Origin of the sequence: Streptomyces sp. Isolate_45, from assembly GCF_024721315.2 — a bacterium.
In the GTDB taxonomy this organism is placed as follows: Bacteria; Actinomycetota; Actinomycetes; order Streptomycetales; family Streptomycetaceae; genus Streptomyces.
Genome location: NZ_JANFAK020000055.1, coordinates 21,520 through 47,556, shown reverse-complemented (window position 1 = coordinate 47,556; position 26,037 = coordinate 21,520). Strand labels below are relative to the sequence as shown.

Sequence of the window (26,037 nt, the reverse complement as noted above, 5' to 3'; positions counted from 1 at the left end):
GACTCATCCAGTTCTACCGACGCCCCACCGGCCTGGCAACGAGCCCACCTACTACCCGCCCTCGCAGCCCGGGCCCCACGACCCGTCCCCGAGCCCCCCGGTATCCGTGCAGGTGGGATCCCGGTACGGGGAGCCGTACCGGGCCTTCTGCGTCTACTATCCGGGCTCGTGTGTGACGTGGGTCCTATGGGACGGCTCACCCCCGAACCGCCCAAAACTCACGGAATGTGACCATCCGTACCTCGGGATGAAGGAGACCGCTCACCCCGATCGCCGCGTCCCGCGACCGGGTGTGTCCCGTGGCAGCGCCTGTAGACGTGTACCACCCGGCTTCCTTCGCCCGCCGAGGGACCCGTCCCTGGTCAGGTCGTGCTTGTGGGCGTGGGCGTGGGCGTGGGGGCGGGACGGCCGAGCAGTACGGCTTGTTCCGCGGGGGTGAGGGCGGGGCCGGCGAGAGGCGGGAGTCGCGGTCCGCGGATCGCGGCGAGCAGGACCCGTGGGTGGGCGAGGCCCGAGCCGCTCGCCTGAAGGGTCATGACGTCGGTGAGGGCCTCGACAACGGTGAAGTCCGAGCAGGCGGTCGTGACGAGGCGGTTGACGTACTTGGTGGCGGCGCGGTCGGCGAGCGTTGGCTTCTTCCCGATCGCTCGGGGGAAGGCGGCGTCCTGGCCGACTGCCAGGAGCCAGGCGGCGGCCGCCGGGCGGGCGATCGCGCGCTGGGCGCGCCGCGCGAATCCCCTGGACGTGATGTCGCTGGTCGAGGCCAGCTCGCGCAGGGCGCGGGCGCCTTGGGCGGCCGCGGACATGCCGTGCCCGTAGATCGGGTTGAGCGCGGTGGCGGAGTCCCCGAGCGCGACGAAGCCGTCGACGCGGATCTTCTCGTAGTGGCGCCGCCGGTTGGCCGTGTTCCGGGTGACCGTCACCGGCCCGATGGGTTCGGTCCGGTCCAGGAACTCCGCTATGAGGGGGCTCCGCAGGTTGCGGGCGTACGCCAGGAACTGGGAGGCCGCGCTGGTGGGTTGCCCGCCCCGGGTCCCGGCGAGGCTGACCATCCACTCGCCGCCCTCGATGGGCAGGATGGTGCCGCCCGAGCCGGGCCCGGCCAGTCGGGCGTCGACCTGGATGTTGATGACCGGCCAGCCCGCGGTGTCCACGGGTGCCTTGTAGCGGCGGCTCGCGTAGGCGACCCCCGCGTCGACGACGGTCTCGGGAACGACGGGTATCCCCAGCCCGGCCAGCCAGCTCGGAGCGCGCGAGGCGCGACCCGTGGCATCGATGACCAGGTCGGCCTCACGGACCTCCTCCGTCCCGTCCTGATGCCGGATGACCGCGCCGGTGACCCTGGTGCGGGTGCCGAGGAGACGAACCGGCTCGGCCCCGGAGAGCAGGCGTACTCCCGGCAGCGCCAGGGCACGGGTGCGGACGGCCCAGTCGACGAGGTCGCGGCCGGCGCTGATGAGGTACTGCGCCTCGGGCCAACACCTCCGGTACCAGCCGCCGGGGGAGAAGGAGACCATGCCGTTGGGAATGGGTATCCGGTGCGCGCCGGCGCCCAGCCACATCTCCAAGGTTCCGGGCAGGAGCGACTCGATCGCGTCGGCCCCGCCCGACCAGAGCATGTGGGCGTGGCGGGCCTGGGGAAGTCCGCGCCGGGCTCGTGGGGTGTCCGGCAGGGCGTGCCGTTCGACGATGTCGATACCGATGCCGTGCGGAGCGAGCGCCGCGGCGGCCAGGGTGCCGCTCAGCCCGCCTCCGAGGATCAGGACTCGGGACCGAGATGGGGGCGTACCGGCCATGCGGGTCTGCTTTCTGCCCCGGCCTTGGCCGGTATGGCGGAATTCGAGTGGGGTCTGGATGGTGAGCTCTAGAATCCCATGATGATCATTACGCGCTTCGTCGGTGGTCCTCTCGCGGGCATCGAGGGGATCCAAGCCACAGAGGTGACCTTGGCCGCGCATAGTGGCAGTCGTGAGATCGGACGCTATTTACGGGGGCCCGACGATGACGGCGTAGCCGTCTACCGTTGGGTGCCGGCCCCCGAGGGGGCGGAGGACGACCTACCGGATCCGGCCTGAAGCACCCGGGCTCACGATGGCGTCTGCCGGGCCGGGTCGGTCAGCCGCTGGGGGGCGTCCGCCTCGGGCACCGGGTTCTGGGCGAGCCACCGCCCGTACGCCCGGATCGTTCCCCGGTTCCGCAGGCCTTCCAGGGCAAGGGCGAGGCGGGCGGAGGTTCGGGAGCGGGGCGCGAGGCCCCGGGAAACGCGGCCCATGTGTGTCCGTACGAGGGCCAGCACGCCCGCGCTGGCGATGTCCCTGTCACGCCAGTCGAGGCGTGGCGCGGCGACCTCGATGTCCTCACCCTTCTCCCAGCGTGCCGGGAGGTCGGGGCGCAGGGCGAGCGCGGTGGCCAGTCCGACCATCGCGAAGCCGCTCGCCAGGACCAGTTCGGCGGACGCGCGACGGCCGATGCCTCCCGTCAGCATCAGCGGCACGGGCGCGGAGGCGACGAGCCGCTCGGCGATGGCGAGGAAGTACGCCTCCCGACCGAGGGTCCTGTCATCGGCCGTGCGACCCATGGTCGCGGCGCTCTCCATGCTTCCGCCGGAGAGTTCCACCAGGTCCACGTCGAGGCCCGTGAGGAAGCCGAGCACCTGCTCCACCTCGTCGACGTCGAAGCCGCCCCGCTGGAAGTCCGCAGTGTTGATCTTGATGCTCACGGCGAAGCCGGGGGACACCACCGCTCGGACGGCGCGGACCACGCTCAACAGCAGTCTGGCCCTGTTCTCCAGGCTGCCGCCCCACTGGTCGGCGCGGTGGTTGACCAAGGGGGAGAGGAACTGGCTGAGGAGGTAGCCGTGGGCCGCGTGGATCTGGACGCCGTGGAACCCGCTCTCCTGCGCGAGCCGAGCCGTCGTCGCGAACCGGTGGATGGTGGCCTGGATGTCCGCCTCGGTCATGGCCGTCGGGCGGGCGAAGGCGCTCGTGTGCTTCCCGAGGCTGACGCCGATGTCGGACGGGCCCCATGCGACACCGGGCAGGTCCGACCGGACCTGGCGACCGGGATGGTTGATCTGCATCCAGACCTGGCCGCCCCCCGAACCGGCCGCGGTGGCCCAGCGGCGGAACGGGGCCAGGTCGGTTCCGGCGTCGAGCACGATCGTTCCCGGAGAAGTGAGGGCCCGTCTGTCCACCATCACGTTTCCCGTGATGATCAGCCCGCTCCCGCCGCGCGCCCAACTGCGGTAGAGCTCCTCGATCTCCGGTCCGGGCAACTGTCCGGGCTGGCGGGCCAAGCTCTCCTCCATGGCCGCCTTGGCGATCCGGTTCGCGATGCGGCTGCCGCTGCGCAGTTCGAGAGGTGTGGACAGGTGCATGGAAGGTTTCCTCCGGTTGTCGTCACGTGAAGTCCCGTCGTGTCCCGCTCGGGCCGGTGGCAGGCCGAATCAGCGGTCCCGCCTCCGCAGAATGCGACCTGCCGCCGTCCGTACGCGGGCGAGACGCGCGGAAAGGCTCGGGGTGACGGGCCTGAGCTGGCTGCCGCCCATGGGCCCCGTCTGCGGATCCGACCACAGCTGCGCGACCTCCTCGGCGATCGCCTGTTGGGCCCTTCGGGACGCCGTCGGGTGACTGATGCCGCGCCCGAGCGCCACGCGCAGGGACCTGGCAGCGGCTTCGGTGGCCAACTGCCCCCGGGCGTCCAGTGGGCTGAAGGTCGCCAGGGCGTCCCCGATGACGACGAAGCCGCGGGGTCCGCGGATGCGGTCGTACCGGTGCCAGCGGGTCGACGTCGGTGCGACGATCACGTCGCCCGCCGGCTTCGCCTCGGCGATCAGCCGGCCCACGGCGGGGTCGGACATGGCCAGCGCGGCAGCGGCGAAGGCGTCCCCGCCAGTGATCCGTTCACGGTCGGGGGAGGTCTGGGTGACGGCCCACATGCCGTTCTCGATCGGGACGAGCACCGCGCTGCGGGCTCCGTCCGCGACAGCCGTGAGGGCGACGTCCGCCTGCCCGTCGGGTGCCCGGTAGCGACGGCTGGCCATGAATCCGGCCGTGCCGCGCGTGGTGACCGGCACGGCGGCCACACCGAGATCGCTCAGCCAGGCCGCGGTGGACGAATCGGCGCCGCTCGCGTCGACGACGAGTTGCGCCGTGATCTCCTCCTCCGGCCCGTCACCGAAGCGCACGCGCACACCGAGCACCGCTGACTCGTCGCCGATGAGCCCGACGGCGCGGGCGCCGTCGAGTACGGCGGTGCTCCGCTCGTGTGCGGGGTTGGCGACCACGATCTCGCGCAGCACCGAGGTCAGGAGGTCGCGGCTGCACGTCAGCAGCTCGCGCGTCCCCCAGGCGCGCGGGCGTGTCCGGGACAGGTGGGCGCCGGCGGGGAGGGGGAACGTACGAGCACCACGGCGCCGCAGCAGCGCGCCCGAGCCGTACACCAGGTCGTTGACGTCCCACATCCCTCCGATGTGGAGGACCTCGCCGTGCTGAGCGGCCGCGGAACCCGCCTCCCCCGGCTCGCCGTCGGACCGTCCCGCAAGCACGAGCACGTCGTAGCCGGCCAGGGCGACCACGGATGCGGCCAGCAGGCCCGCGTACCCCCCGCCGATGATCAGGGCTTCGACATGCTTCGGGTGTGTGGTGGTCATGTCTATCTCTCTGTGAAGGATCTCTGAGCGGCGGACGGTGTGCGGGCTCGCGGCCTCTTCTCCGGTTTCATGCACGGTGCTCGGCCAGTGCTGCCGACCGGCGCGTCACCTCCACTCGCGAGGAGCGCAGCATGGCGTCCGACATGTCGAGGAGGTCATCGGATTCCTCGGTGGAACTGATCGTCCATCGGAGCTCCGGCGGAACCGCGGGCGCCGCACGACCCTTCCCGATGACCGCGTGGGCTATCACGGAGGCGTCGGCCTCGCTGCGGGCCCGCCGGCTCCCGGTGCCCTCGGCCAGAGCGAGCGCGTAGACCTTCGCGCCGGTCGAGCGGTCGAACCAGGGCGTCAGCCGCAGTACCGCGTCGAAGATGTCCCTCTCACGCTGCATGAGGCGGTGCTCCACGGGCTGCCACCACGGCATGGGCGGCGGGCTCGTGGGAGGTATCTCCGGACGGACCTCCAGCCACAGGGGCTGGAGCCCGCGAAAGCGGCACAGAGCCCGCCACCGGTAGCCGGCGCCCTGTCCGAGGGGCGGAAGGACGAATCCGGCTGCGATCAGGAAGGCGCTGAAACTGGCGATGGAGAAGGCGACCTGGGTGCTCAGCCAGTCCCAGTCGTGGCCGAGCCAGCGCGCGACGATCGCCGTGTACTTCAAGAGGTCGTAGGCGAACGTGCAGGCCGCCCCCGCGGCGATCAGCAGCAGCCCGCCCTTCAGGGTGCCGCTGACCTGCCTCGACCAACGCCGGCTGAGCACCACCATGGTGACGGCCGCGACGCTGTGCGCCGCCAGATAGAGAACGACCATCTCGCGGATCCAGGGCGTGCCGGAGTAGTAGGTGTCCAGGTCACGGAGCCGTTCGACCGGTGCGTCGCCCAGCGCGAACAGGGCCCAGATGGCCAGGACGACCAGGGTGTAGGCCGTCAGGCACAAGCGGGTCTGCCGCCGGGTGACGCGCGCGTCGTCGTTCCCCCGCCAGTGGATCAACAGCACGATGGTGGCGGCGTCGAACGCGGTCAGGATCGAGTACACGATGGGAGCCGCGATGTTCGGCACGCCGAACAGCGCGTTGATGGCGGCGAGATGTGGGGGAGCGGCGGTGACGAACAGGAGCGCGCCGACGAAGAGGGTCGCGGTGACGGCCCTCAGGAGCGGGTCCCGCGGGTTCTTCCGCAGTGCCCACAGTTTGATGGCGGTGGCGACCAACAAGCCGGCGGCCGAGCTCAGGTACGCCGTTCCCGCGTTCACCGAGGGCTTCCGTGAGCCACATGAAGGGCAGTGGGCATGGTCAGTTGCTCTCCGAGCGGTCGGCGCCGACGGGGGAACCGGAACGGTGGATGTTGGAGAACTGGATGCTCAGCCGGGCAAGACCGTTCGTCCCGGAAACACGGGTGGGAATCACGGCACTCGGATCGACCGCGACGGCGACGGCCGTCCGACCGGACGCCGGCACCCTCGCGGCGTCCGCGGCGACCAGGGCCGCGTGGATCGTCGCCGCTTCGGCGAAGATGATCGCGGCATCCGGCGTGCAGCCGTGCGAGGAGGCGTAGCGCTCGGCTGCCTCGCGGTGGCTGGTGTCCAGGTGGGGCGCCAGGTTGAGCAGGCGATCGGCGATCTCGGTGGACCTGGCCATCGCCCGGATCTCCAGCGACGCGGTAGGCCGGATGCGCACGGGCTTCCCGGGCCCCGCGAACGGTTCGAGCGCACGCCAAAGGGGCTCCATCGCCCGGTAGGCCCGCCAGGAAACCCACATCGACCCCAACCGCGGCCCGACGACCGGCAGCAGGAAACCGACGGTGGTCATGGCTGCGCCCAGTCCCGCCAGGGGCGGGGCGATGTCGGTGCTGAGCGGATCCCAGGCGTCCGTACCGGCCCATCGGGCACCCACGGCCATGAACTTGAGCAGCGCGAACGACAGGGTCAGACCGAACGCCGTCACGAGGATGATCAGGCCCCAGTGGGTCCACGCCGCCTGGAGCTCCCGCAGTTCACGTGCCCACCTCCAGCACTTCGTCGCCACGACGACACTCGTGGCGGTGTGCGCGGTCAGGTAGAGGACGATCATCTCCCGGACGTACGGGGTGTTCGCGTAGAAGGTGTCGAAGTCGCGCTGCTGCTCGATCGGTACGTCGCTGAGCGAGAAGAGCACGCAGAACGTCGCGATCACCGCCGCGGTCGCCGCGATCCACAGCCTGGTGTGCCGTCGGACGGTCTCCTCGGCTCCCCCGCGCCAGTTGATGAGGAGCACCAGCGAGCCGCACGCCAGGCACGACAGGATGCAGTAGACGATGAGCGCCGAGATGTTCGGGACGCCGGTGACCCGGTTGACCCGCTCGATCGTCGGCGGCGCGCCGAACACGAAGCCCGCCGCCGAGGACGCGAGGATCACGAAGATCGACTTCGACATCGGTGAGTGCCAGGTGTGCCAGAACGACGGCGACTTCACCACCAGGGCGATCGCCAGGACGGCGGCGGGTATGTAGTAGTCCGATCCGGTCATGCTCAGTAGCCTCTGCCCAGGCTCGACTGGATCCGACCCGCCAGACCGGTGACCGGCGGGCCACCGCCACCTTGGAGGTACTCCCGCAGTCGCGATCCCAGCTGGAGCCCGAACTTCTCCGCGTCGTCCTCCTCCTCGGTGTTGACGTGGCTCCTTGCGGCCAGGGCGACGAGGTCGTCGCTCGCCAGGTCACCACCGAGCGACCGGGCGGCCGCCGTGGCCACGTCGCTGTGCGTTCCGTGTGACAGGCATTCACCCCTCAGGGTGTGCCAGATTTCGTGTGCGAAAATTACGAACTGGTGCAACGTGGTGGTCTTACTCTCGATGATGATCACGACTCGGTCGTCGAACCTGGCGGTGAGGCCGCTGGCCGTCTCCTCGGGGAATTCACGGAAGCGCAGGAGGACCGGACGGTACGGCAGTCCGTCGTGGCCCGCGTTGAACCGCTGCTCGACGTCGGCCCTCAACACCTCGAACAAACTGTCCGGATCCGAGGGGATCGGCCGTTCGAGGCCCGCGAGGACCTCGTCGCAGAACTTCGCGATCTTGCGCTCGGTCGACCGTCGCGTCAGGTGGTTCCTCGGCGCAACGAGCAGGCTTTCGGGGCGAATCGTCCTCCCGAGAGCCGCGAACACACCCTTGCGGAGGTCGACCCTCTGCCGCTCGCTCATCCGAATGCCCTCACTCTGCGTTCCTTCCGATGGGCGGTGAAGCCGCGGCCCGGCCTTCCGCTTCCTGTGACTGGAGCTCGGGTCGGTCGCCCGGGCTCCCGCCCGACCTCAGGGTCGGGAGCTTTCCTGGGTGATCGCGTCCACGAAGGCCATCAGCGCCGTCTCCAGGTTCGGCGGCAGTTCCGTGTCGCCGAGACGGAGTTGGATTTGCAAGGCGTAACGATTCTTCACCGCTTCGGAAGGGTTCTTGAGCAGCGCCGTGAGGTCAGGGATGACCTTGCTCTCCAGTACGCGCTTCAGGGCCTCGGGCGGAGTGTGGGTGAAGTACTCCATGGGGACGTCGAAGAACTTGGCCAGACCCGCCCCGTGCCAGATGTTCGGCGTGCTCCGGTTCAGGAGTTTGCCGTGCCACTGCGGCGTCATCCCACTGCCGGCGGCGATCTCGGCAGTCGTGTACTGACGTCGGCTGCCGGTGTCCCCGTCCACGGTCAGCCGGGTTTCCTTGAGGAACGCGATGCGGCGGGCCAGCTCCGCCGGGCCGCTCGCCGGCGCTTCGACGGGCTCACCGTCGAGCAGCCGCCGGATGTCGGCCTCCGCCAGCGAGGTGTGGAAGGAGAGGGTCGACAGGTTGAAGGCGGATGCCCTGTCGAGGCCCGACCGCAGCCGGAGCCCTTCTACTTCTCTCACGGTCTCGGCGAGCTGTTCGTACCCGTCGTTCATGGACCCTCCGGACGGGATGGAAGGGGGACTTGCGGTCCGGTGGAACCCCGAGACCCGCGCACGTCAACTAGATCACGGAAACGGTCGGATACGCAATGAAACGATCGTTTCGCTTGGCTCGATCGTGTGCCTGCCACACCCGTCATACCTACCGCGCCTGCCCCGCCTGCCGCGCCTGCCCTCCGATGCGCATCCGGCACTCGGAGGAAGCTCGTTGGGCAGTTCGGTGAGCCCGCCTCGGACACTGAGGGACCGGCGACGGTGGCGAACGGGGAAGGAGTCGTGTCGCGTGCCACGGGATCGGACGGCGTGCGCGGCCATGGGGGAGCCGACGTCGCTCCGACCGAAGCGGGCGAGGCTGCGGCCAGTGCCCCTCAGTTCGTGGTCCAAGAAGGGAACGACTCAGGGCCCATCGTTTGGATCTCCGGTGGTCGACCAAGGCGGCGACCGGAGAGCCGATCGCGGTGTCGATCGTGGCGTAGGCGTAGGCGTAGGCGTAGGCGTCGGCGCGGAGGACTTCCGCACGAGCTCACCGGAGCAGTTCGAAGTGGGGGTGGTAAGGGGAAGACAGGCAGACGTGGAGCTTCAGGTTGTTGCCGCCGGTGATGTCGATCAAGGTGAAGTTGCCGTCCCGGGCGCCCAGGGGCGGCGGGCCCGGGGTCGGCCGGTCCTCCTCGGCGATCCAGGTCGCGCTGCCGCCGTCCCATTCCGATGAGGCGATGGTGAGGAGCGGGACCGCCTCGGTGCCGCATTCCGGGCAGGCGCGGTCGACGGGGTCGCCAGGGCTCCAGCGGGTCCAGCCGCCGGTTTTCCAGCCGGGGGCGGTGGAGAGGTTGTTCAGGTAGAGCTCGCCCGGATCGTGGGCGTACGCGTTGTACTGCGCGGGATCGATCGCCGCCCAGCGGCTCATGTCCTCCAGCCGGCCCCGGAGTTCCTTGTCCAGCTCCAGGGGGTGGGGGTAATCGGTGACCTGCTCCGGTGAGAACGGGCAGGGCTCCGGGAGGTACCAGCCGTCCTGGACGATCGGCGGCTCGGGCGGTGCGTCGAGGACGTCGGTGACGGTGGCGGAGGACCGCCAGAAGAGGGCGGCCTTCGGGTGCGCCATCTCGTGGTCGAAGGGGCACCAGAGGACTTGGAGCAGGTCCGCGTCGGGCGGGCAGGGGAAGGGGACGTCGCGGGCGTACAACTGGGCGACGGGCAGGAGAGGGATCGGGCCGTCGAACCACGGGCGGCCCGCCCTGATCAGATCCAAGGTCGCCTGCTCCTCCGGGGTCCACACGGGTGCCTCGGGGTCGAGGTGAAGGCGGTCGGCCGATGCGGCGAGGACACGGCGCTCGAGCCGGATGTCGTCCGGGGAGTTGATCCTGAGCGCCGCACGCCTGTCGTGCGGTTCTTCGCAGTACGGCCACGGCTCGTCGGCGGGCCACAGGAGCGGCCCGCCGACGGAGCTGTCGTGTACGGTCGGTGCCCCGGGCCGCGGGTGCAACCGTGTCGCCGTGCGCGCCAGCGGGGCCAGTTGAGGGAAGAGCGCGGTGACGTCGAACGGCCGCGGCGGGGTGGTGAACATGGCGTTCATGGCGGTGATGCTGCCGGCATCCGCTGACAACTCCGCTGTCCGGCCGGCGCGACCCCCGGATGCCGCGAGCGCGGCCCGGGCGGGCACGAACCGCACGAACAGGTTCCCTTGTCGTCAGTGCAGTCCGTCATAGGCGGCCATGATGATCTCCATGCCGCGGTTGTCCTCCTGCCGTTCCCGGTCGATCATCTGGTTCATGACGTAGGCCACCGTCATGCGCGAGTCGGGATCGCTCGCGACCAGCGAGCCGCCCCAGCCGCCCCATCCGAAGGTGTTGCCGAACTTGCCGAACCCCACCGTCCAGGACATCGGCGTCCGCAGGACGCGGTCGTCGCCGCGGAACACCTCCTGCCACGCGGGCTCACAGCCCTCGGGGGACAGCAGCCGTACGCCGCCGACCGAGCCCCGGTTCGCCAGTACCGACTGGACGGCGGCGACCGACCGGGCGTTGCCGTAGCCGTTCACGGCAGGGATCTGCGCGCGACGCCAGGCCACGGAGTTGACGTCCCCGACCCGGATCGCGGCACCGGTGTGCTCCCGGCGTTCACCGTCAGGTCCGGGCGGGGCGCTGGAGGCGTAGTCGTCGGTCAGTGACGGCGGTGGGATGAGCGGTGCGACGCGGTGGTCGTGCTCCGCGGAGAGCCCGATGTGGAAGTCGGCGCCCAGCGGCCCTGCCACCTCTTGCGCGAAGAACTCGGCGAGGCCGCGGCCGGTGACGCGGCGGACGATCTCATCGACCAGGAACCCGAAGGTGAGCGCGTGGTAACCGGCGGCCGTTCCCGGTTCCCATTCGGGAGCCTGCGCGGCCAGCCGCGCCGTCACGCCCTCACGGTCGTAGAGCTCCTCGACCGTGGTCAGCCCGGCCAGGTCCGGCAGTCCCGCGGTGTGCGACAGGACGTGCCGCACCAGCACGCGCTCCTTGCCGGCCACGGCGAACTCGGGCCAGTAGGTGGCGACCGGCGCGGACAGGTCGAGCCGGCCCCGGTCGGCCAGGATCAACGCACACAGGGCGATCATGTTCTTGGTCGTCGAGTTCACGCCGGTGAGGGTGTCGCGGCCCCAGCCGACGGTACGGTCCGCACCGGTGTACCCACCCCAGAGGTCGACCACCGGCTCGCCGTCGACGTAGACGGCCGCGGAGGCACCCACGTCGTCCTTCTCCAACAATGCCGCGAACGCCTCACGGACCGCGGCGAACCGCGGCTCGCACACTCCCTCGATATCAGTCATGGGCACAAGCCTCGGTCGGCGCCGGGTCTCCCGGCCCGACAATTCCCACGCCGGTTTTGTCGGGCGGCCGCGATCGGATCCCTCCACCCCGTGAAGCCGACCCGACGTCCGCGCGGCGACCGCGCCTGTATCCCCCTGGCAGGCCGACGGCCCGCCCGGCCGCTGGCTCTCGCAGCGAACAGCCCCGGGCCCCCGTCGAGCATGTGCGGCACCACAGTCCCGCCGGCGCACGACACCGCGGCGCCGACGGCCGTCACCGCTCCGTGCGCGGCGACACGCCCTAGGCTCGGACGCGGGCCGCCACGGCTGCCACGGCTGAGGCCGGTTCGCAGATGGGCGGGTGTTCCCGCGGCGCGGACACGAGGAAACAGGAAGAGGAACGGATACACGTGCTGGAGCGGCTGAATCAGGCGTTGGACCACCTGGAGACCCGTCTCGACCAGGAGGTCGACATGGCCGAGGTCGCCCGGATCGCCGCGGTGTCGGAGTACCACTTCCGACGGCTGTTCTCCGCGCTCGCCGGGATGCCGCTCCCGGTCTACGTGCGGCGCCGGCGGATGACCTTGGCCGGGGCCGAGGTGCTGGCCGGGGAGCTGACGCTGCTCGATGTCGCGGTGCGGTACGGGTACGGCTCGGGCGAGGCGTTCGCCCGGGCGTTCAAGTCGGTGCACGGCATCGGGCCGGGCGAGGCCCGGCGCACGGGCGCCGTGCTCACGGCGCAGCCGCGCATGTCCTTCCGTGTGGTCGTCGAAGGGGCCACGAGCATGCGGTACCGGATCGTGGAGAAGGAATCGTTTCGGGTCGTCGGCAGGAAGGCCCGGATCCCCCTCGTGCACGAGGGGGTCAACGCGGCCGCGGCCGCGCACTTGGAGAGCCTGGACGAGCAGGTGATCGTACGGATGAAGGAGCTGGTCCACCAGGAGCCGGAGGGGATCCTTTCGGCGGTGGTGCACCTGACCGACAGTCGGGAGGAGGGCGCCGAGGTGGACTACTGGATCGGCGTGGTGACCGGTCCCGGGGCGGCAGCCGAGGACCTCGACGACCTCGACGACCTCGACGACCTTGACGTGCCGGCCGGGACCTGGGCGGTCTTCGACAACCACGGGCCCTATCCGAGCGCCGTCCAGGAGCTGTGGCGAGACGTGTTCACGCAGTGGTTCCCCTCCAACCCGTACGCGAGCCGGCCAGGTCCGGAGCTCCTGCGGACGCGGCTGGTGGAGATCGGCGCGGAGACCGACTCCCAGCTGTGGATTCCGGTCGAGCGGAGCAGCGGCTGAAATTCAGGGGGTGACCACCACGGAGGCCGGGCGTGGGGCCAAACGCAGGAGTGGCCGCTCTCGGAGGCGTCCGGGCCTTCGATCCGGGCGGGACGGGCTATGAAGTGCTCCGGCAGCCGTACGCGAACGAGCAGCGGGGCGGCCGCGCGAGGGCCGCGAGGGCCCGAACCTGTCCGAAGGGCACGGCCCCGGCCGGGCGCCGGGGCCGGCGCGCACGCAGGCGACGCCGCGGTGAACCCGGCCACGCCGGTGAGGAGGACGCGCTTGGGGCCGTAGCGGTCGCCGAGCCGTCCCGCGAGGATGAGCGGAACGGCGTAGCACGGGGTATAGGAGCTGTTGACCCACACGACGTCGTTGAGGGACGCCCCGAGGGACGTCCGGATTCGGGGACGGCCACGTTCACGACGGTGGCGTCCAGGCGGATCATGAAGAAGCTGACGCACAGCGCGTACAACGCGGCCCGGGGCTCGCGGTCGGCCCGGCGAAGGAGCGGTCGCGGAAGAGGCGTCGCAATGTCGGTCGTGTCCTCGGCACGGGCGCCCCGGCCGCACGTTTCGGGCGCGGTCCCGAAGAGCCGCAGCCGCAGCCGAGGCCGCAGCCGCGGGTGCCCATGCGCGCCAGGTCGTCGGTGAGACCGCTCCGTGAACACCTTCACGTCACCCAGGAGCGGGCCCGTGGCCGAACCCGCCCGAGTGGTTGCCGCAGGCCGGAGGTCAGCTGCCTTGTAGTCCGCCCGTCAGTTGCTCATATCTGGCAATCTTGCACATCGCTGAACCATCTGGGAGGGGACCCCGCCGTGACCGAAGTGCTGCCCGACGACGCCGTCAACGCTGTCAACGCCGGCGAGGACGAAGCCGACCGCGAAGCGGTCGAACAGGAACGGGCCAAACTCCAGGATTTCGTCAAGGGGTTGAGCGCGGACGACATCAAGTCGGGCGGCTGGTTCACCAAACTCTGTGCTCAGGCGCTGCGTTCGTACACGAAGAAGGCCAACTGGGAGTACTTCCAGCGGAAGTACAAGGGCGTGCCCGCGGACGGGATCGTCGGGCAGCAGATCAAGTTGGCGGCGAAGAACGCCATGATTCAAGGCGGGATCACCTCCAGCCTCTACACCGGGACGGTCGCCGCCACCGTCGGGTCGTTGGGCGGCGCCAGCCCCGCCGCCGTTCCGGCCGGTCTCGTCACGTTCATGGTCGACCTGACGTACATCACCCAGCTGCAAATGCGCCTTGCCCATGACATCGCGGTGATCTACCGGATTCCGCTGGACGTGGACGATCCCGAAGACATGATGAAACTCGTCCGGGTGGCATTCGGCATCAAGGCCGGGGAGGTCGCCCGCAGCGGTACGAGGTTCGTACCCGGCCTGGTCCGGCAAATCCTCAAGAAGTACTACTCCGGTCCGGTGCTCGCCGCCGCGAAAAGCCTTCCGTTCGTGGGGAAGCACCTCCTGCAACGCAACATCATCAAATTCGGCATCCCCGGCGTCGGGATCCCCCTCACCATCTTCGTGAACCGCTACACGACCGTGGCCGCGGGCCGTCACGCGAAATCCGTGTTCCGTGGCGAAGCGGAGGTGATCGAACTCGCTGACACCTTGATCCGACGCACGCGGCATCCGCGGTTGATGCTGTGGGTCGCGTGGCTCGTCATCAACGCGGACGGCAAGGTCACCGACGCCGAGCGCCTGCTGTTCCAGCAGCTCACGCGGCTTGCCCTGGAACGGCATCAGCTGCATGACGAACAACTCGCCAACGTCATCACCATCGATCCGGACGACGTGTGGCACCGGGTCGACGCCGAGCCGGGCGATCTCAGCGACGTTCTCCACGCGGCCGAACGGGTCGCCACGGTCGACGGGGATCTCAGCACGCAGGAGGAGGCCGTCATCGCCGAGCTACGTGGTCGCTGCCGGCGACGCTGAACCCCCGCCCAGGCCGCCCGTCACCGGCCCCGTACCGGTGGGAGATCCAGGGCCCTCCCGTGACGTCCGACCGGACCGGCCAACAGGACGTCGCCTCCGTCAGGCCCGTCCGCGCGTGCCGATCGAAGCCTTCGAGCAGGCCGGCGGAGATACGTGGACATGCTGGCCTGCGTTGGTACGGGTTGCGGCATGTCGGTGCCGTCGGTGCCGTCGATGCCGTAGGTTCAGCCGGCCGCTGGTGTGGGGGCCGGGATTCCGGCGGTGCCCACGCGATGGCCGTCGGCGTCGAAGGCGCCGACCCTGACTGCCGTGGTGGGGCGTGAGGGCCAGTGTTCGTAGACGGCGAGCAGATCGCCTGTCACGGTGGGGGGCTTGCCGTCTTCGGCGTGGGGGAGGTCGGTGTGGAGGAAGACCTGCTGGGTGTCGCCCGCCTCCACGATTTGTACGGCCTTGATGTGAGCGGCGGCGTTCTTCGGTCCGCTGTCAGCGTTGGAGGCCGCCCACTGTCGCAATTCCGTGGCGCGTGATGCGTCTTCCGGATCGAAAGCGCCATGGGGGGCGGGGTGGGGGAGTCCGGCCGGGATACCGGCGCCGTCGGCCGGTTCGCTGGTTAAGGAACCGCACCCACTGACAAGCAGCGCACACAGGGTTGCGAGGACGACGGCGTGATGGTGACGTGTGGGCATGTGTGCATCCGTTCTGCTGGGACAAGGCTGAGCCCTTGCACACAGTAGGGGCACGGGCGCGGCACCGTTGGCGTGGGACCGTGGCACACATGGCGATCTCGTCGGTCCTCGGGCCGATCCGTGCGGCGTAGCGGAGCCCGCGCACTACGGGCAGTCGTAGCGGTGTGTGAATGGGCGCCCGGTGCGGACGTGGCACTCGTGTGTGCCTCTCCTCGACCGGGGTCCAGGCGCGCCGGGACGCGGCGTCGGCTTCCGTGCTCCACCACGGGTACTCCGTCACCGTCGCCGGCTCCGGATGCACTGCGCAAGGGAACGGGACGTAGTTCTCGCACGGCTCGGTCGGGTACGGCGGAGTCTCCGGCACGTGGTCGCTGTGTTCCCGTGGGCACCGAAGGACTTGGAGCCGGTCGCACCCTTCGGGAAACGGGACGATGCCAGGAACGTCGGTCGGTCCGCCCGAGGGCGACCGGCCCGACCGCCGGGAAGCGTCCCGGAAACCCTTTTCGTCCTCTTGACGATATGAGTCCATCTCGTTATCGTCGCCTTGACGAAATGAAGGGGGTTCGCCATGGCCGACATCACTCGGCGCTTCGGTTGGCGCCATCTGCGCTCCGCGCCCACCACGCACATCCGGCACCACAAGCGCGGCCGACTCGTCCACGACGGGCGGGGGCTCAGTTTCTGGTACCGGTCGCTGTCGGCCGCGCTCTCCGAAGTGCCGGTGGACGACCGGGAGCTGGCCATGGCGTTCCACGCCCGTACGTCCGACTTCCAGGACGTCGCCGTGCAGGCCACCGTCACCTACCGGATCAGCGACCCGGCCGAGGCCGCCGACCGGATCGACTTCTCCGTCGACCCGGACACCGGGAGCTGGCGCGGCGCGCCCTTGGAGCAGATCGCCACGCTCCTCACCGAGACCGCGCAGCAGCACACGCTCGACGTATTGGCGCGGACGCCGCTGGCCGTCGCCCTGGTGGACGGCGTCGCCTCCGTGCGGGAGCGGGTCGCCACCGGTCTCGCCGCCGAGCCCAGGCTCCCGGCCACCGGCATCGAGGTGGTGGCCGTTCGGGTCGTGGCGATCCGGCCCGAGGCCGAGGTGGAGCGCGCCCTGCGCACCCCGGCCCGTGAGCAGATCCAGCAGGAGGCGGACCGGGCCACCTATGAACGGCGGGCCGTCGCCGTCGAGCGTGAGCGTGCCATCGCCGAGAACGAGCTGGCCAGCCAGATCGAACTGGCACGGCGCGAGGAGGAGTTGATCGACCAGCGCGGCACCAACGCCCGCCGCGAGGCCGAGGAGAAGGCGGCGGCGGACGGCGTACGGACCGAGACGGAGGCGGCCCGCAAGGTCCGCCTGGCCCGCGCGGACGCCGAGGCGGCGCGTGAGACGGGCGCGGCGCGCGCCGAGGCCCAGGCAGCCTGGCTGCGCGTGCACGACGAAGCCGGCCCGGGCACGCTGCACGCCCTGGCGGTGACCCGGCTGGCGGAGAACCTGCCGCGGATCGAGAGCGTCACGCTGTCTCCCGACGTCCTCACCGGGCTCCTCACCAGGCTCGGACGTCCGGAAGGCGGCTCGGGCGCGTGAGTCTGGCCCCGCGGGCCGTGGTCGTGCACCGCAGGACCGAGTACGAGGAACTGCTCGCCCGGCACGGGACGCACGGGCAGGCCGCGTTCTTCCTCTCCAGCCGGGGCAGGTCGATCGACGAGGTGGTGCGCCGCCACGACCGTACGCGGCAGGCGCTGCGGGAGGTGGCGGCGGCGGTGCCGCTGACCTGGCGCAGCTCCCGAGTGGAGCGGGCGGACCTGGACCGCTTCCTGTTCGCTCCGGAGGACGTGGTGGTCGTGGTCGGACAGGACGGCCTGGTCGCCAATACCGCGAAGTACCTGCGCGGACAGCCGGTGGTGGGCATCGACACCGACCCGGGGCGCAACCCGGGGGTCCTGGTCCGTCACCGCTGCGCCGACACGGCCGCCCTGCTGCGCGCGGCGACCGCCGCCGGGGGCCGGGCGGAGGAGCTGACCATGGTCGAGGCCGTCGCCGACGACACCCAGCGACTTGTCGCGCTGAACGAGATCTACCTGGGCCCGCCCGGACACCAGACGGCCCGCTACCGGCTGGGCTCCGACGGTGAGAAGGGCCCGGGTGAGGCCCAGGCGTCCTCCGGGGTGCTGGTGGGCACGGGCACCGGCGCCACCGGCTGGCTGCGTTCCCTGTGGCTGGAACGCGGCAGCCCCACGGGGCTGCCCGCCCCCTGCGACCGGCGGCTCCTGTGGTTCGTGCGCGAGGCCTGGCCCTCTCCCACGACCGGAACGACGAACGTGGCCGGTGAGCTGGGGCGGGGGCAGGGCCTGCGGCTGACGGTCGAGTCCGACCGGATGGTGGTCTTCGGCGACGGGATGGAAGGTGACGCCCTGGAGCTGACCTGGGGCCAGAGCGTACGGCTGGGCATCGCGGGAACGTCGCTGCACCTGGTGACGTGAGCGCCCCGAAGGTGGGAGCGGCGAGCGGCAGGCCCCGGCGCGCTCGCCGAACCACACGTGGAGCCTTCCGAACGGGCCGGGGGAGAACCGGACTTTGGCGGGTCGAAGAATCCGCTTGATGGCGCTGAGCGGTCCCCGCCATGGTCGTGGTCCGCAACCAGGCAGGACCCACCAACCGGAAGGCATGTACTCATGCGCACTCTCCACGTCGTCACCCATCCGGAGGCGACGCGGTTTCCGCGCGCCCTCCGGCAGCATCACCACGCTGTGCCAGGACGACTTCTTCCACAACCGCCAAGTCGTCAGCCTCGGTGACACCCGGCATCTCGACTCCACCGCCGGTTGACCTCGGCCCGCACCTCCGCTGCCGTAACGGCGGGACGGAGCGGTATTCGAGCCGCCACGTGGTGCTCGTGCTCGCACGCGTCGTCGGCGGAGGGCCGCCCGCGAACGGGCGGCCTCGTCCGGCCCGACCAGGTCGAGCGTGTGGAGCTTGTGGAACTTGTTGAGCACGATGACGTCGGCTAACTCGCCCTGTTCCATGAGGAGATCGCTGACGCTGCGCTCGTCGTCGGGCTCAGCCCTCGGGGAGGATGAAGCCGCGTTCGTACGCCTTCACGAGGTGCTGCGGGACCCGGTGGACCGAGCCGTCGATCGTGACCGCGACGAGCTGGGGCGTGGTCGCCTTCCACTGGGCGCGGCGGTGACGGGTGTTGCTGCGGGACATCTTCCGCTTGGGAACGGCCATCGTGAACTCCTTGGTGATGTGGGGTGAGGGGGGTGGGGCTACCAGGAGGACTTGGTCACTCCCGGTAGGAACCCGGCGTGCGCCTGCTGTCGCATGCGCACCCGGGAGAGGCCGAACGCTCGCAAGTACCCCCGGGGGCGCCCGTCCACGCTGTCGCGGTTGCGCACGCGGGTGGCGGCGGCGTCGCGCGGCTGTCGGCGGAGCTCCGCCCGGGCGGCCTCGCGCTCCGCCGGGGTCGCCGCGGGCCGCCGGATGATCTCCTTCAGCTCGGCTCGCCGGACGGCGTACCGCTCGACGACCGCCTTGCGCTTCTCGTTGCGCGCGATCTTGCTCTTCTTCGCCATCAGACCTTGCCTCCCCGCGCGCGGATGCGGGCCACGGCGGCCTCGATCCCGATGGTGTCCACGGTCTTGATCGCCCTGGAGCTCAGGGTCAGGCGGACGTGGCGGCCCTCGCCGGGGAGCCAGTAGCGCTTGCGCTGGATGTTCGGGTCGAAGCGGCGCGAGGTGCGCCGGTGGGAGTGGGAGATGGAGTTGCCGAATCCCGGCTTGGCGCCGGTCAGTTGGCAGTGGGCCGACATGGGTGGTGGGTCCTCTCTGGGGCAAACGGTTGTTGGAAATGAAAACCGTTGCCATATAGTAGGGCACGTGGCACCCACCCGGATCCGTCCCGTCGTCAAAGCTCGGCTCCACCACCGGCACCGGGTTCACCCACGTACCCCGCAAGAACAGGCGGAACGACCCCACGCTCCGCACCCCGATCCCCGCCCACACCGTCGAAAGGTTCCTGCCGTGAAGTCCGGCATCCACCCCGCCTACGGGCCCGTCGTCTTCCGCGACTCCGCCTCGGGCACCGCGTTCCTCACCCGCTCCACGATGACCAGCGAGAGGACCATCGCCTGGGAGGACGGAAACACCTACCCGCTCGTCGACGTCGAGATCTCCTCCGCGAGCCACCCCTTCTACACCGGCACCGCACGCGTCCTCGACACGGCCGGCCGCGTCGAACGCTTCGAGCGCCGCTACGGAGCACGCTGATGGAGCCCGACCGCAGACTCCCCGTGGCGATCGTCGCCGGACTCCACTCCGCTGCCCGCAAGGAGGTCGTCGATCACCTCCTGCGGGCCGTCGCGGGGAGCGTTTCCCTGCACCACGACCTGACATCGGCCCCGACCGGCACCGTGCTCCGTCTCGTCCGCGACGCTTCAGGGCCCATCTCCGGCGACGAGACACCGCTCGTGAACGACTGCGCCTGCTGCGCACTGCGCGAGGACCTCGTCCCCGAACTGGAACGTCTGGCGGGCAGCGGCCTGACCAGGCTCGCCGTCGTCGAGCTGTGGGATTCGGTCGAGCCGGCGGCCATGGCGGAGGTCATCGCCGGACACGGTGGAGACGGCCTGGTCGTGACGAGCGTGATCACCGCTGTGGACCCCGCGCTCGTCCTGCCGTACCTCGCCAACGGCGACGACCTGGCCGAAGCCGGACTCGCCGCCGCCCCCACCGACCAGCGGACCGTCGGCGACACCTGGGCCCGCCAACTGGAGTACGCGCCCGTTCTCGCCGTCGTCGACAGCGAGGCGGCGGACGACGAGGACCGAGCCCTGCTCGCCCAACTCCATCCCACCGCAAGGCGGGTGCCGGCGGCCTCCGCCGAACTCGTCCAGGCCGCTCTCGCCGGCTTCGACGTCGAGGCCGCCGCTGCCGCCCAGCACCCGGCCTGCGCACTCCTGCCCCAGGACGCGGACGAGGCCGGCGTCACCACCTTCGTCTGGCACCGCCGGCGCCCGTTCCACCCCGAACGGCTCCACCAGGCTCTCGAGGACCTGTGCTGCGCCGCCGCCCGCAGCCGCGGCCGATTCTGGCTGGCCGACCGCCCGGACACGCTGCTCGCCTGGGACGCCGCCGGCGGGGCGCTGTGCGTGGAGAGCGCCGGGCCCTGGCTCGCGTCGCTGCCGGACGCGGCCTGGGAGATGGTGCCGCCCGTGCGCCGGGCGGCAGCCGCGCTCGACTGGGACCCCGACCACGGCGACTGCTGCCAGCACCTCGTGTTCACCTCGCCCGGCCTGGACCGCGACGGGCTGGAACACCTCCTCGACTCCTGCCTGCTGACCGACGCGGAGTACGCGTCGGGGCCGGAGGCGTGGAAACACCTGCCGCCCGCCTTCGACTCCCTGCTCGACGCCGCCTGACCACCGTCCCGTACGAACCAACGACACACCCGCGAGGAGAAGCCGCCATGGCCCGACGCCCCGAGCCCCGCAAGCCCGTCAAGTCCCGCCCCAACCCGCTGGACGCAGCCAGGATCACGTACATCGACTACAAGGACACCGACCTGCTCCGCAAGTTCGTCTCCGACCGCGGCAAGATCCGCAGCCGCCGGGTCACCCGTGTGACCGCCCAGCAGCAGCGCACCCTCGCCACCGCGATCAAGAACGCCCGGGAGATGGCACTCCTGCCGTACGCGAGTCGCTGACCCCACCCGGGCTCGCCGGGGCGTATGCCACGCGCAGCCCCGTGGCGAGTGCGGCACCAGGCTCCAGGGTCCCCCGTGCCGCTGGGGGAGGTCGGTGGCGATCCGGCCGACGCGGGTGCGGACCGGGTGTGGCTCGACAGGGGATGCGACGGAGCGGACCGGAGCGTCCGGGACATGCGCCAAGTCGACGTCCTGCCGTAAGTGCTCCGGTCCGCGGGCGCAATTCCCGATGCGTCCAGGACGGGCGGGGTGCGAGCATGCCGCATGAGCAGTTTCCTTCCCACCCTCACCGAACGCCGATCGCCCTGGGTCACCTTCACGTCCTCGGCCGACCCCTGGGTGACCGAGGCCGAGGCCGAGCTGCGGGCCCGGGGTGGGATCGTTCTGCGTCTGGACGGCGAGGAGTTGCACGAGACGGGCTGTCTGTACCGAGCCTTCGCCCGTGAACTGGGTTTCCCCGGCTACTTCGGACACAACTGGGACGCCATGGTGGACTGCCTCGGCGACTGGCACGGGCCCGGTCACGGCAAGCAGGACGTGGCGGTACTGATCGACGGCGCGGATCCACTGCTGGAAGCGGAGTTCCTCGGCGACCTCGTGTGGACCCTGTGCACGGGCGCCTGGCGGGCCAACTTCATGGTCGACGCCGACGGTGAGCCGGACTCGTACGGCTCACCCTTCGCCCTCCACTTCGTTTTCCTGCTCGACCGGGTCGCCCCCGCTGATTTCGCCGAGGCCGCCGTCGACGACGAGGACGTGGCCGCAGCAGTGGTGGACGGACGGCTGGTCCTCACGCTGACCGCTGAGGACACGTGGGGCGGCGACCCCGTCCGGCCACCCGCTGGATACGGCCCCCGGACGCCCTGAGCGGATGCGGCGACGCGGGCTGCCATGCGCGCGCCGGCCGCGCGGGTGATCCTCACGTGGTTCAACGCCGGGGTGGGCGGCGGCACCGGACGCCACCCGACCGCAACGCGGGGCAGGGGCCACCCAGGACACGCACCACCCTTCGGGGAGACCGGACCGGCCCGACCACGACTGACAGGAGCAAGAGCCATGCCGGAGAACGAGCCCCTCCACCACGCCTGGCACATCGATGAGCGGGACTACCGGAGCCAGGAGGAACGCCGGGGCCGCCGATACGCATACGCGAACATCGATCCCACCCGTACCGCTCTGGTGGTCATCGACATGGTGCCGTTCTTCGTCAACGCCAACCCCTACGCCCGCGGCATCGTCCCGAACGTCCTGGGCCTCGCCGGGCGGCTCCGGTCTGCCGGAGGAACGGTGGCTTGGGTACTTCCCGCCCGCGGTGACCGTACTCCGGTCGGCGACGAGTTCCATGGACCCGAGGCAGCCGAGATGTTCCGCAACGCAGGCGGCACGGGCCCCCTGCGAGACCGGCTGTGGCACGAACTCGCCGTCGGTGCGGACGACATCCTGGCGGAGAAATCGGCGCCCAGCGCCTTCTTCCCCGGCCGCTGCCCGCTGCCCGAGCTGCTCCAGGCACGAGGCATCGACACGGTTCTGATCACCGGCACCGTCACGAATGTGTGCTGCGAGTCATCGGCCCGCGACGCCTGGACACTCGGCTACCGGGTCATCATGGTGGCTGACGCCAACGCCACGGGCCGCGACCAGGACCACAACAGCACGCTCCGCACGGTCTACCGGTCCTTCGGTGACGTACGGGCCACCTCGGAAGTCCTCGAACTGATCGATGGATCCGGGACCGCCCGACGGTGAGAAGACCGCCCCGCACCACGTCGCGTCAGCGCACCGTCGAGCCTCTTTCGTCGGGGAGTGCGGCCCGGTGGGTCGTGTGGAGGGCTTGGCGGGTCACGGTCACCGGTGCGTAGAACCGGTGACATCTCCGCTCTGCCCATCGGACGGACCACGTCCCACGGCGTGCCGGGCCGATTCCGTCCGGCCGGCCGATCCTGGGGCGACCCGGTGCCCTGGTGCGTGGATGGCGGCCGGGGCAGGCTAGGTTGCTCGGATGAGTCTCCTTGATGATGTGGCCGAGCGCGACGGCTGGCGGTGCTGGGTGTGCGACGAACCGGTCGATCCCGACGAGTCGGTGAACGACCCGCGGGGGCCCAGTGTCGACAGCCGGACCACCGACCGGAAGGCCAAGGTCGCCGAGCGGCTCGCGCACCGCGGGTGCAATACCCGCAAGGGCGCGGTCAAGGCGGTCATCGCCTGGCCGGAGCGCCTGTACGTGGTCGAACCCGCGCCGCTGATCGCCGTTGCCGACAGGCTGGAGCGAAAGGGGGGTCGTGAGATGGTGGGCCGTTGCCCGACCAGGAGGGATGCCCAGGAGGCGGCGGATTGGCTGGTGGACCGGTTCTCCCGACTGGTACCGGGCATGCCGGTGACCGCCGCCATCGAGCCGGGCGGCGGCCAGTTCCTCGTCACCCTGGCAGCCGGCCGCCGCTGACCGGGGACCACCCGCACACACTCGGTCGAGACGCCGCCCACCGGACCGCCCGACGCTGCGAAGCCCGGCCGAACCGCTACCGTGACGCTTGCCCTCAGCGGGTACCTCAGGTGCGACCGGAGACGTGAGAACCGTCGACCGGCCCCTTGGGACAGGCCGGGCACCGTGTGCGGGCATTCCGGAAGACGACTCCTCTTCCCGCGGGGTAGCCGCGGGAAGAGGAGTGCCTCCCGGCCCACCTGCACGCCACGCGTCTGCCCCGGGACGTGGAGCATCCGGTGCTGTTGAAAGCCCACCGGGACGTCGACAGCGGTCCGTAGTGCGGGGGCGACTGCGTTTCCAGCACCGGGGGCCGGAGCCGCCGCGGCGGTCGGCCCGGCGCCGGCTCGTCCTACTCGGACACCGGGGCGCCGCCGCGCCGCCGAAGGTCTCGCACCGCCAGGGCAACGCCCCGGCCATCGCACACCATCGCCCAGAGCCCCATCGGGAGGGCAAGCCATCGCCATGCGCTCTGAAACTGTGTGATCACGGCGATGACGAAGACGCACTGGACCGCACAGAGAGTCAGGTTGCCCAGTAGGCGGAGCACCGGATGCGGTCTCCTGTGGAACACCTCTTCGAACCAGGTCTTCTCCACTTTCCCACCCCTCAAGCAGACCGGGACCACCCCGGATGACGAGAGGCAAACAGTAGCGGCGTACTCAGCCGCCACCGCACCGCACCGCATCCACTTCGCCATCCAGTGCCGTTACGCCTTGCCGTACGACGCCTGGTGTGTCGAGCTGAGCGAGGCCGTCCCCGCGCCGGCTGCTTCTTGCCCACGATCAGCCGAGTGAACGACGTCTGTACCTTCCTCAACCGTCTGCCCATACTGATCCAGCACCAGCTCAATGCCCTTGGTCGGTAAGATCCGGGAGTTTTCAGCGGCCGCGAGTGCGCGGCGAGCACATGTGAGTGCCGTTCGAGGGGGGACCACGTGACGCAGCAAGGGATCGTCGCGATAGGGCGCATGGATGGATCGGCCGCGGTGCAGGCCGAGGACGCGTTCAGGCTGATCTACGCCGAAGCGTTCGCGGAGCCTCCGTACAACGAGACCGAGGAAGACGTCGCTGCCGCCTTCCGTCGCTTCCCCGTACAGGCTCGCAACCGCACCTTTCGCGCTGTCTTGGCCCGTGATTCGCAGGGCGAGCCGATCGGCATGGCGTACGGCCACCCGCTCCGGCCCGACACGGTGTGGTGGGACGAACTGACCGAGCCCGTGCCCGACGACATGCGGCGCGAGGACGGGCGCCGCACCTTCGGACTCATGGAACTCGCCGTGCGCGGACCGTGGCGCGGACAGGGTGTCGCGCGGCGTCTGCACAAGACGCTGCTCGACGGCATCGGAGCCGAGCGGGTGCTGTTGAACGTCAACCAGGCGAGCAAGGCGGCCTCGGCCGCTTACCGGGCGTGGGGATACCGCAAGATCGGCGAAGCGCGGCCATGGGGCGAGGGCGCGGACCTCCGTGACGTGATGCTGCTCGATCTGCGCTGCGGACCGTGAACTCGCGGCCTGGAGCCTGCCGTCCGCATCCACGGCCAAGACGAGTACCCTCGCGTTCGGGCAGGGAGCCGTTCAGCGGGCTGAGCCCGGCGGTCCAAGAACTACCGGTACTCCACCAGCCACCAGCCACCAGCCACCAGGTCGTCATCGACACCGACCCCCACCTGATCGTCGTGGTCGGCCGACCGCTCGCGGGGAACCGCAACGACCGCAAGGCATGGGAGGAGTCCGGCGCCGAAGCCGCCGTCGGCAAGACCGCGACGATCGCCGCCGGCGGCTACCCGGGCACCGGACTCGTCATGCCCCACCGCCGCCGGACAGGCGAAGACCTGCCTGAGTGGAAGCAGGCGCACGACAAGTCCCACAAGCAGGTCCGCGCCCGCGTGGAGCACGTCTTCGCCCTCGTGAAGACATGGAAGATCCTCCGCGACTGCCGCCTCAAGGGCGACGGAGTCCACCGGGCCATGCTCGGCATCGCCCGCATGTACAACCTCGGCCTCGCCGGATACCGGATGGGCGAGCGGACCTCCGCCGCGATCGACCCTGCCCGGGCGACTCAAAGATCATTTGCGGGACAAGCCTCAGCCGTCACTTGCGGTCAGTGTGTGGGTGAGTCGTTCGAGTAGGCCGGCGAGTCGGGTCTGCTCGTTCGCGCTGAGACCGGAGAGGAGCAGGCGCTGGTTGTCCAGGTGGACGGCGATGAGCTCGTCGGTCAGCTCCACGCCCTCGTCGGTGAGGGTGATGAGGCGCCCGCGCGAATCGCTCTCGGCGACGGATCTGCCGACCAGGCCGCGGGCCTCCAGTCGGTCGACCCGCTTGCTGATCGCGCCGGTCGTGACCAGGACGGTGCGGCTGAGTTCACCCGCGGAGAGCGAGTAGGGCTCCCCTGAGCGTCGGAGCGCCGCCAGCACGTCGAAGTCGCCGCTGCCCAGGCCCGCGGCCCGGAAGGGCGGGCGCAGGCGTTGGTCCAGTACGTCCGTGAGACGGAAGAGCCTGCCGATGACGAGCATCGGTGACGCGTCCAGATCGGGGCGCTCGTGTTTCCACTGTTCGGCGATGGCGGTGACGGCGTCGGTCTGCATGCCTTCACCATATCTTCCACGGATGATATTTTATCTTC

Annotated in this window: 25 protein-coding genes and 2 pseudogenes; 13 read left to right on the top strand and 14 right to left on the bottom strand. The window is 70.5% G+C overall.

Annotated elements, in window-relative coordinates:
- Positions 1-362 precede the first annotated feature (362 nt).
- From NOD94_RS19495 to NOD94_RS19455, 9 genes are all read right to left on the bottom strand, one after another.
- Positions 363-1,796, bottom strand: coding sequence for an FAD-dependent monooxygenase (locus NOD94_RS19495; RefSeq protein ID WP_281207263.1), 1,434 nt, complete (start codon positions 1,794-1,796; stop codon positions 363-365).
- Between the two features lie 290 nt (positions 1,797-2,086).
- Positions 2,087-3,376, bottom strand: a complete 1,290-nt coding sequence (locus NOD94_RS19490) for an NADH:flavin oxidoreductase/NADH oxidase family protein (RefSeq protein ID WP_281207262.1) — start codon at positions 3,374-3,376, stop codon at positions 2,087-2,089.
- Positions 3,377-3,445: 69 nt separating this feature from the next.
- Entirely contained in the window at positions 3,446-4,651 is a 1,206-nt protein-coding gene (locus NOD94_RS19485; protein WP_281207261.1) for an FAD-dependent monooxygenase, read from the bottom strand.
- Between the two features lie 67 nt (positions 4,652-4,718).
- Positions 4,719-5,900 (bottom strand): MAB_1171c family putative transporter, encoded by a 1,182-nt coding sequence (locus tag NOD94_RS19480; protein WP_281207260.1) that lies wholly within the window; start codon positions 5,898-5,900, stop codon positions 4,719-4,721.
- A 40-nt stretch (positions 5,901-5,940) separates the two neighbouring features.
- Positions 5,941-7,152, bottom strand: coding sequence for an MAB_1171c family putative transporter (locus NOD94_RS19475; RefSeq protein ID WP_281207259.1), 1,212 nt, complete (start codon positions 7,150-7,152; stop codon positions 5,941-5,943).
- 2 nt (positions 7,153-7,154) lie between these two features.
- Positions 7,155-7,823: a toxin-antitoxin system, toxin component gene (locus tag NOD94_RS19470; RefSeq protein WP_281207258.1), complete on the bottom strand. Its 669-nt coding sequence runs from the start codon at positions 7,821-7,823 to the stop codon at positions 7,155-7,157.
- A gap of 108 nt (positions 7,824-7,931) precedes the next feature.
- On the bottom strand, positions 7,932-8,543 hold the full coding sequence (locus NOD94_RS19465; RefSeq protein WP_281207257.1) for a hypothetical protein: 612 nt from the start codon (positions 8,541-8,543) through the stop codon (positions 7,932-7,934).
- 529 nt (positions 8,544-9,072) lie between these two features.
- Complete coding sequence (locus tag NOD94_RS19460) at positions 9,073-10,119, bottom strand: hypothetical protein (RefSeq protein ID WP_281207256.1); 1,047 nt, start codon at positions 10,117-10,119, stop codon at positions 9,073-9,075.
- Between the two features lie 114 nt (positions 10,120-10,233).
- Entirely contained in the window at positions 10,234-11,349 is a 1,116-nt protein-coding gene (locus tag NOD94_RS19455; RefSeq protein ID WP_281207255.1) for a serine hydrolase domain-containing protein, read from the bottom strand.
- A gap of 389 nt (positions 11,350-11,738) precedes the next feature.
- On the opposite strand from NOD94_RS19455, the gene NOD94_RS19450 reads away from it, so the two are divergent.
- Entirely contained in the window at positions 11,739-12,626 is an 888-nt protein-coding gene (locus NOD94_RS19450) for an AraC family transcriptional regulator (protein ID WP_281207254.1), read from the top strand.
- A gap of 796 nt (positions 12,627-13,422) precedes the next feature.
- Positions 13,423-14,550, top strand: a complete 1,128-nt coding sequence (locus NOD94_RS19445) for a hypothetical protein (RefSeq protein ID WP_281207253.1) — start codon at positions 13,423-13,425, stop codon at positions 14,548-14,550.
- A 224-nt stretch (positions 14,551-14,774) separates the two neighbouring features.
- Here NOD94_RS19445 and NOD94_RS19440 read toward each other — a convergent pair whose 3' ends face one another.
- Positions 14,775-15,236, bottom strand: coding sequence for a hypothetical protein (locus tag NOD94_RS19440; protein ID WP_281207252.1), 462 nt, complete (start codon positions 15,234-15,236; stop codon positions 14,775-14,777).
- 568 nt (positions 15,237-15,804) lie between these two features.
- Here NOD94_RS19440 and NOD94_RS19435 point away from each other — a divergent pair.
- Together NOD94_RS19435 and NOD94_RS19430 are read left to right on the top strand one after the other, a co-directional pair.
- Complete coding sequence (locus NOD94_RS19435; protein WP_281207251.1) at positions 15,805-16,818, top strand: SPFH domain-containing protein; 1,014 nt, start codon at positions 15,805-15,807, stop codon at positions 16,816-16,818.
- Positions 16,815-17,714, top strand: coding sequence for a hypothetical protein (locus NOD94_RS19430; protein ID WP_281207250.1), 900 nt, complete (start codon positions 16,815-16,817; stop codon positions 17,712-17,714). The genes NOD94_RS19435 and NOD94_RS19430 overlap by 4 nt, the downstream gene beginning before the upstream one ends.
- Positions 17,715-18,291: 577 nt before the next feature.
- Here the strand turns inward: NOD94_RS19430 and rpmF are convergent.
- The 3 genes from rpmF to rpmB are packed head-to-tail and all read right to left on the bottom strand — an operon-like array spanning position 18,292 to position 19,042.
- Positions 18,292-18,462, bottom strand: coding sequence for a 50S ribosomal protein L32 (gene rpmF, locus NOD94_RS19425; protein ID WP_281207249.1), 171 nt, complete (start codon positions 18,460-18,462; stop codon positions 18,292-18,294).
- Positions 18,463-18,500: 38 nt separating this feature from the next.
- Positions 18,501-18,806, bottom strand: a complete 306-nt coding sequence (gene rpsN, locus NOD94_RS19420; protein WP_281207248.1) for a 30S ribosomal protein S14 — start codon at positions 18,804-18,806, stop codon at positions 18,501-18,503.
- A complete protein-coding gene (gene rpmB / locus NOD94_RS19415) occupies positions 18,806-19,042 on the bottom strand; it encodes a 50S ribosomal protein L28 (RefSeq protein ID WP_281207247.1) in 237 nt (78 codons plus the stop codon). The genes rpsN and rpmB overlap by 1 nt, the downstream gene beginning before the upstream one ends.
- Positions 19,043-19,109: 67 nt before the next feature.
- Between rpmB and NOD94_RS19410 the strand changes: the two are divergent.
- The 9 genes and pseudogenes from NOD94_RS19410 to NOD94_RS19370 form a co-directional block, all read left to right on the top strand.
- Positions 19,110-19,206: pseudogene (locus NOD94_RS19410) on the top strand (50S ribosomal protein L33); the annotation flags it as partial.
- 47 nt (positions 19,207-19,253) lie between these two features.
- The gene (locus tag NOD94_RS19405; protein ID WP_281207246.1) at positions 19,254-19,499 is read left to right on the top strand and encodes a type B 50S ribosomal protein L31; all 246 of its coding nucleotides are present in this window, start codon (positions 19,254-19,256) and stop codon (positions 19,497-19,499) included.
- Positions 19,499-20,650, top strand: a complete 1,152-nt coding sequence (locus tag NOD94_RS19400; protein ID WP_281207245.1) for a GTP-binding protein — start codon at positions 19,499-19,501, stop codon at positions 20,648-20,650. Before NOD94_RS19405 ends, NOD94_RS19400 begins: the two co-directional genes overlap by 1 nt.
- 47 nt (positions 20,651-20,697) lie before the next feature.
- On the top strand, positions 20,698-20,934 hold the full coding sequence (rpsR, locus tag NOD94_RS19395) for a 30S ribosomal protein S18 (protein WP_281207244.1): 237 nt from the start codon (positions 20,698-20,700) through the stop codon (positions 20,932-20,934).
- Positions 20,935-21,198: 264 nt separating this feature from the next.
- The gene (locus NOD94_RS19390; RefSeq protein WP_281207243.1) at positions 21,199-21,801 is read left to right on the top strand and encodes a barstar family protein; all 603 of its coding nucleotides are present in this window, start codon (positions 21,199-21,201) and stop codon (positions 21,799-21,801) included.
- A 189-nt stretch (positions 21,802-21,990) separates the two neighbouring features.
- Positions 21,991-22,680, top strand: a complete 690-nt coding sequence (locus tag NOD94_RS19385; protein WP_281207242.1) for an isochorismatase family cysteine hydrolase — start codon at positions 21,991-21,993, stop codon at positions 22,678-22,680.
- 253 nt (positions 22,681-22,933) lie between these two features.
- Positions 22,934-23,374, top strand: a complete 441-nt coding sequence (locus tag NOD94_RS19380) for a hypothetical protein (protein WP_281207241.1) — start codon at positions 22,934-22,936, stop codon at positions 23,372-23,374.
- Positions 23,375-24,383: 1,009 nt separating this feature from the next.
- A complete protein-coding gene (locus NOD94_RS19375; protein ID WP_281207264.1) occupies positions 24,384-24,917 on the top strand; it encodes a GNAT family N-acetyltransferase in 534 nt (177 codons plus the stop codon).
- 84 nt (positions 24,918-25,001) lie between these two features.
- Positions 25,002-25,423 (top strand): annotated as a pseudogene (locus NOD94_RS19370) (transposase); the annotation flags it as partial.
- 75 nt (positions 25,424-25,498) lie between these two features.
- Here NOD94_RS19370 and NOD94_RS19365 read toward each other — a convergent pair.
- Complete coding sequence (locus NOD94_RS19365) at positions 25,499-25,999, bottom strand: MarR family transcriptional regulator (RefSeq protein ID WP_281207240.1); 501 nt, start codon at positions 25,997-25,999, stop codon at positions 25,499-25,501.
- Positions 26,000-26,037 lie beyond the last annotated feature (38 nt).

What these genes read in the sequence shown, in the direction of transcription:
- NOD94_RS19470 (WP_281207258.1), bottom strand. Translation starts at nt 7,823, where the DNA reads ATGAGCGAGCGGCAGAGGGTCGACCTCCGCAAGGGTGTGTTCGCGGCT.
- NOD94_RS19465 (WP_281207257.1), bottom strand. Translation starts at nt 8,543, where the DNA reads ATGAACGACGGGTACGAACAGCTCGCCGAGACCGTGAGAGAAGTAGAA.
- NOD94_RS19380 (WP_281207241.1), top strand. Translation starts at nt 22,934, where the DNA reads ATGAGTCTCCTTGATGATGTGGCCGAGCGCGACGGCTGGCGGTGCTGG.
- NOD94_RS19490 (WP_281207262.1), bottom strand. Translation starts at nt 3,376, where the DNA reads ATGCACCTGTCCACACCTCTCGAACTGCGCAGCGGCAGCCGCATCGCG.
- NOD94_RS19475 (WP_281207259.1), bottom strand. Translation starts at nt 7,152, where the DNA reads ATGACCGGATCGGACTACTACATACCCGCCGCCGTCCTGGCGATCGCC.
- NOD94_RS19390 (WP_281207243.1), top strand. Translation starts at nt 21,199, where the DNA reads ATGAGCAGTTTCCTTCCCACCCTCACCGAACGCCGATCGCCCTGGGTC.
- NOD94_RS19440 (WP_281207252.1), bottom strand. Translation starts at nt 15,236, where the DNA reads ATGCCCACACGTCACCATCACGCCGTCGTCCTCGCAACCCTGTGTGCG.
- NOD94_RS19435 (WP_281207251.1), top strand. Translation starts at nt 15,805, where the DNA reads ATGGCCGACATCACTCGGCGCTTCGGTTGGCGCCATCTGCGCTCCGCG.
- NOD94_RS19495 (WP_281207263.1), bottom strand. Translation starts at nt 1,796, where the DNA reads ATGGCCGGTACGCCCCCATCTCGGTCCCGAGTCCTGATCCTCGGAGGC.
- NOD94_RS19385 (WP_281207242.1), top strand. Translation starts at nt 21,991, where the DNA reads ATGCCGGAGAACGAGCCCCTCCACCACGCCTGGCACATCGATGAGCGG.
- rpmF (WP_281207249.1), bottom strand. Translation starts at nt 18,462, where the DNA reads ATGGCCGTTCCCAAGCGGAAGATGTCCCGCAGCAACACCCGTCACCGC.
- NOD94_RS19485 (WP_281207261.1), bottom strand. Translation starts at nt 4,651, where the DNA reads ATGACCACCACACACCCGAAGCATGTCGAAGCCCTGATCATCGGCGGG.
- rpsN (WP_281207248.1), bottom strand. Translation starts at nt 18,806, where the DNA reads ATGGCGAAGAAGAGCAAGATCGCGCGCAACGAGAAGCGCAAGGCGGTC.
- NOD94_RS19460 (WP_281207256.1), bottom strand. Translation starts at nt 10,119, where the DNA reads ATGAACGCCATGTTCACCACCCCGCCGCGGCCGTTCGACGTCACCGCG.
- NOD94_RS19375 (WP_281207264.1), top strand. Translation starts at nt 24,384, where the DNA reads ATGGATGGATCGGCCGCGGTGCAGGCCGAGGACGCGTTCAGGCTGATC.
- NOD94_RS19400 (WP_281207245.1), top strand. Translation starts at nt 19,499, where the DNA reads ATGGAGCCCGACCGCAGACTCCCCGTGGCGATCGTCGCCGGACTCCAC.
- rpsR (WP_281207244.1), top strand. Translation starts at nt 20,698, where the DNA reads ATGGCCCGACGCCCCGAGCCCCGCAAGCCCGTCAAGTCCCGCCCCAAC.
- NOD94_RS19455 (WP_281207255.1), bottom strand. Translation starts at nt 11,349, where the DNA reads ATGACTGATATCGAGGGAGTGTGCGAGCCGCGGTTCGCCGCGGTCCGT.
- NOD94_RS19365 (WP_281207240.1), bottom strand. Translation starts at nt 25,999, where the DNA reads ATGCAGACCGACGCCGTCACCGCCATCGCCGAACAGTGGAAACACGAG.
- rpmB (WP_281207247.1), bottom strand. Translation starts at nt 19,042, where the DNA reads ATGTCGGCCCACTGCCAACTGACCGGCGCCAAGCCGGGATTCGGCAAC.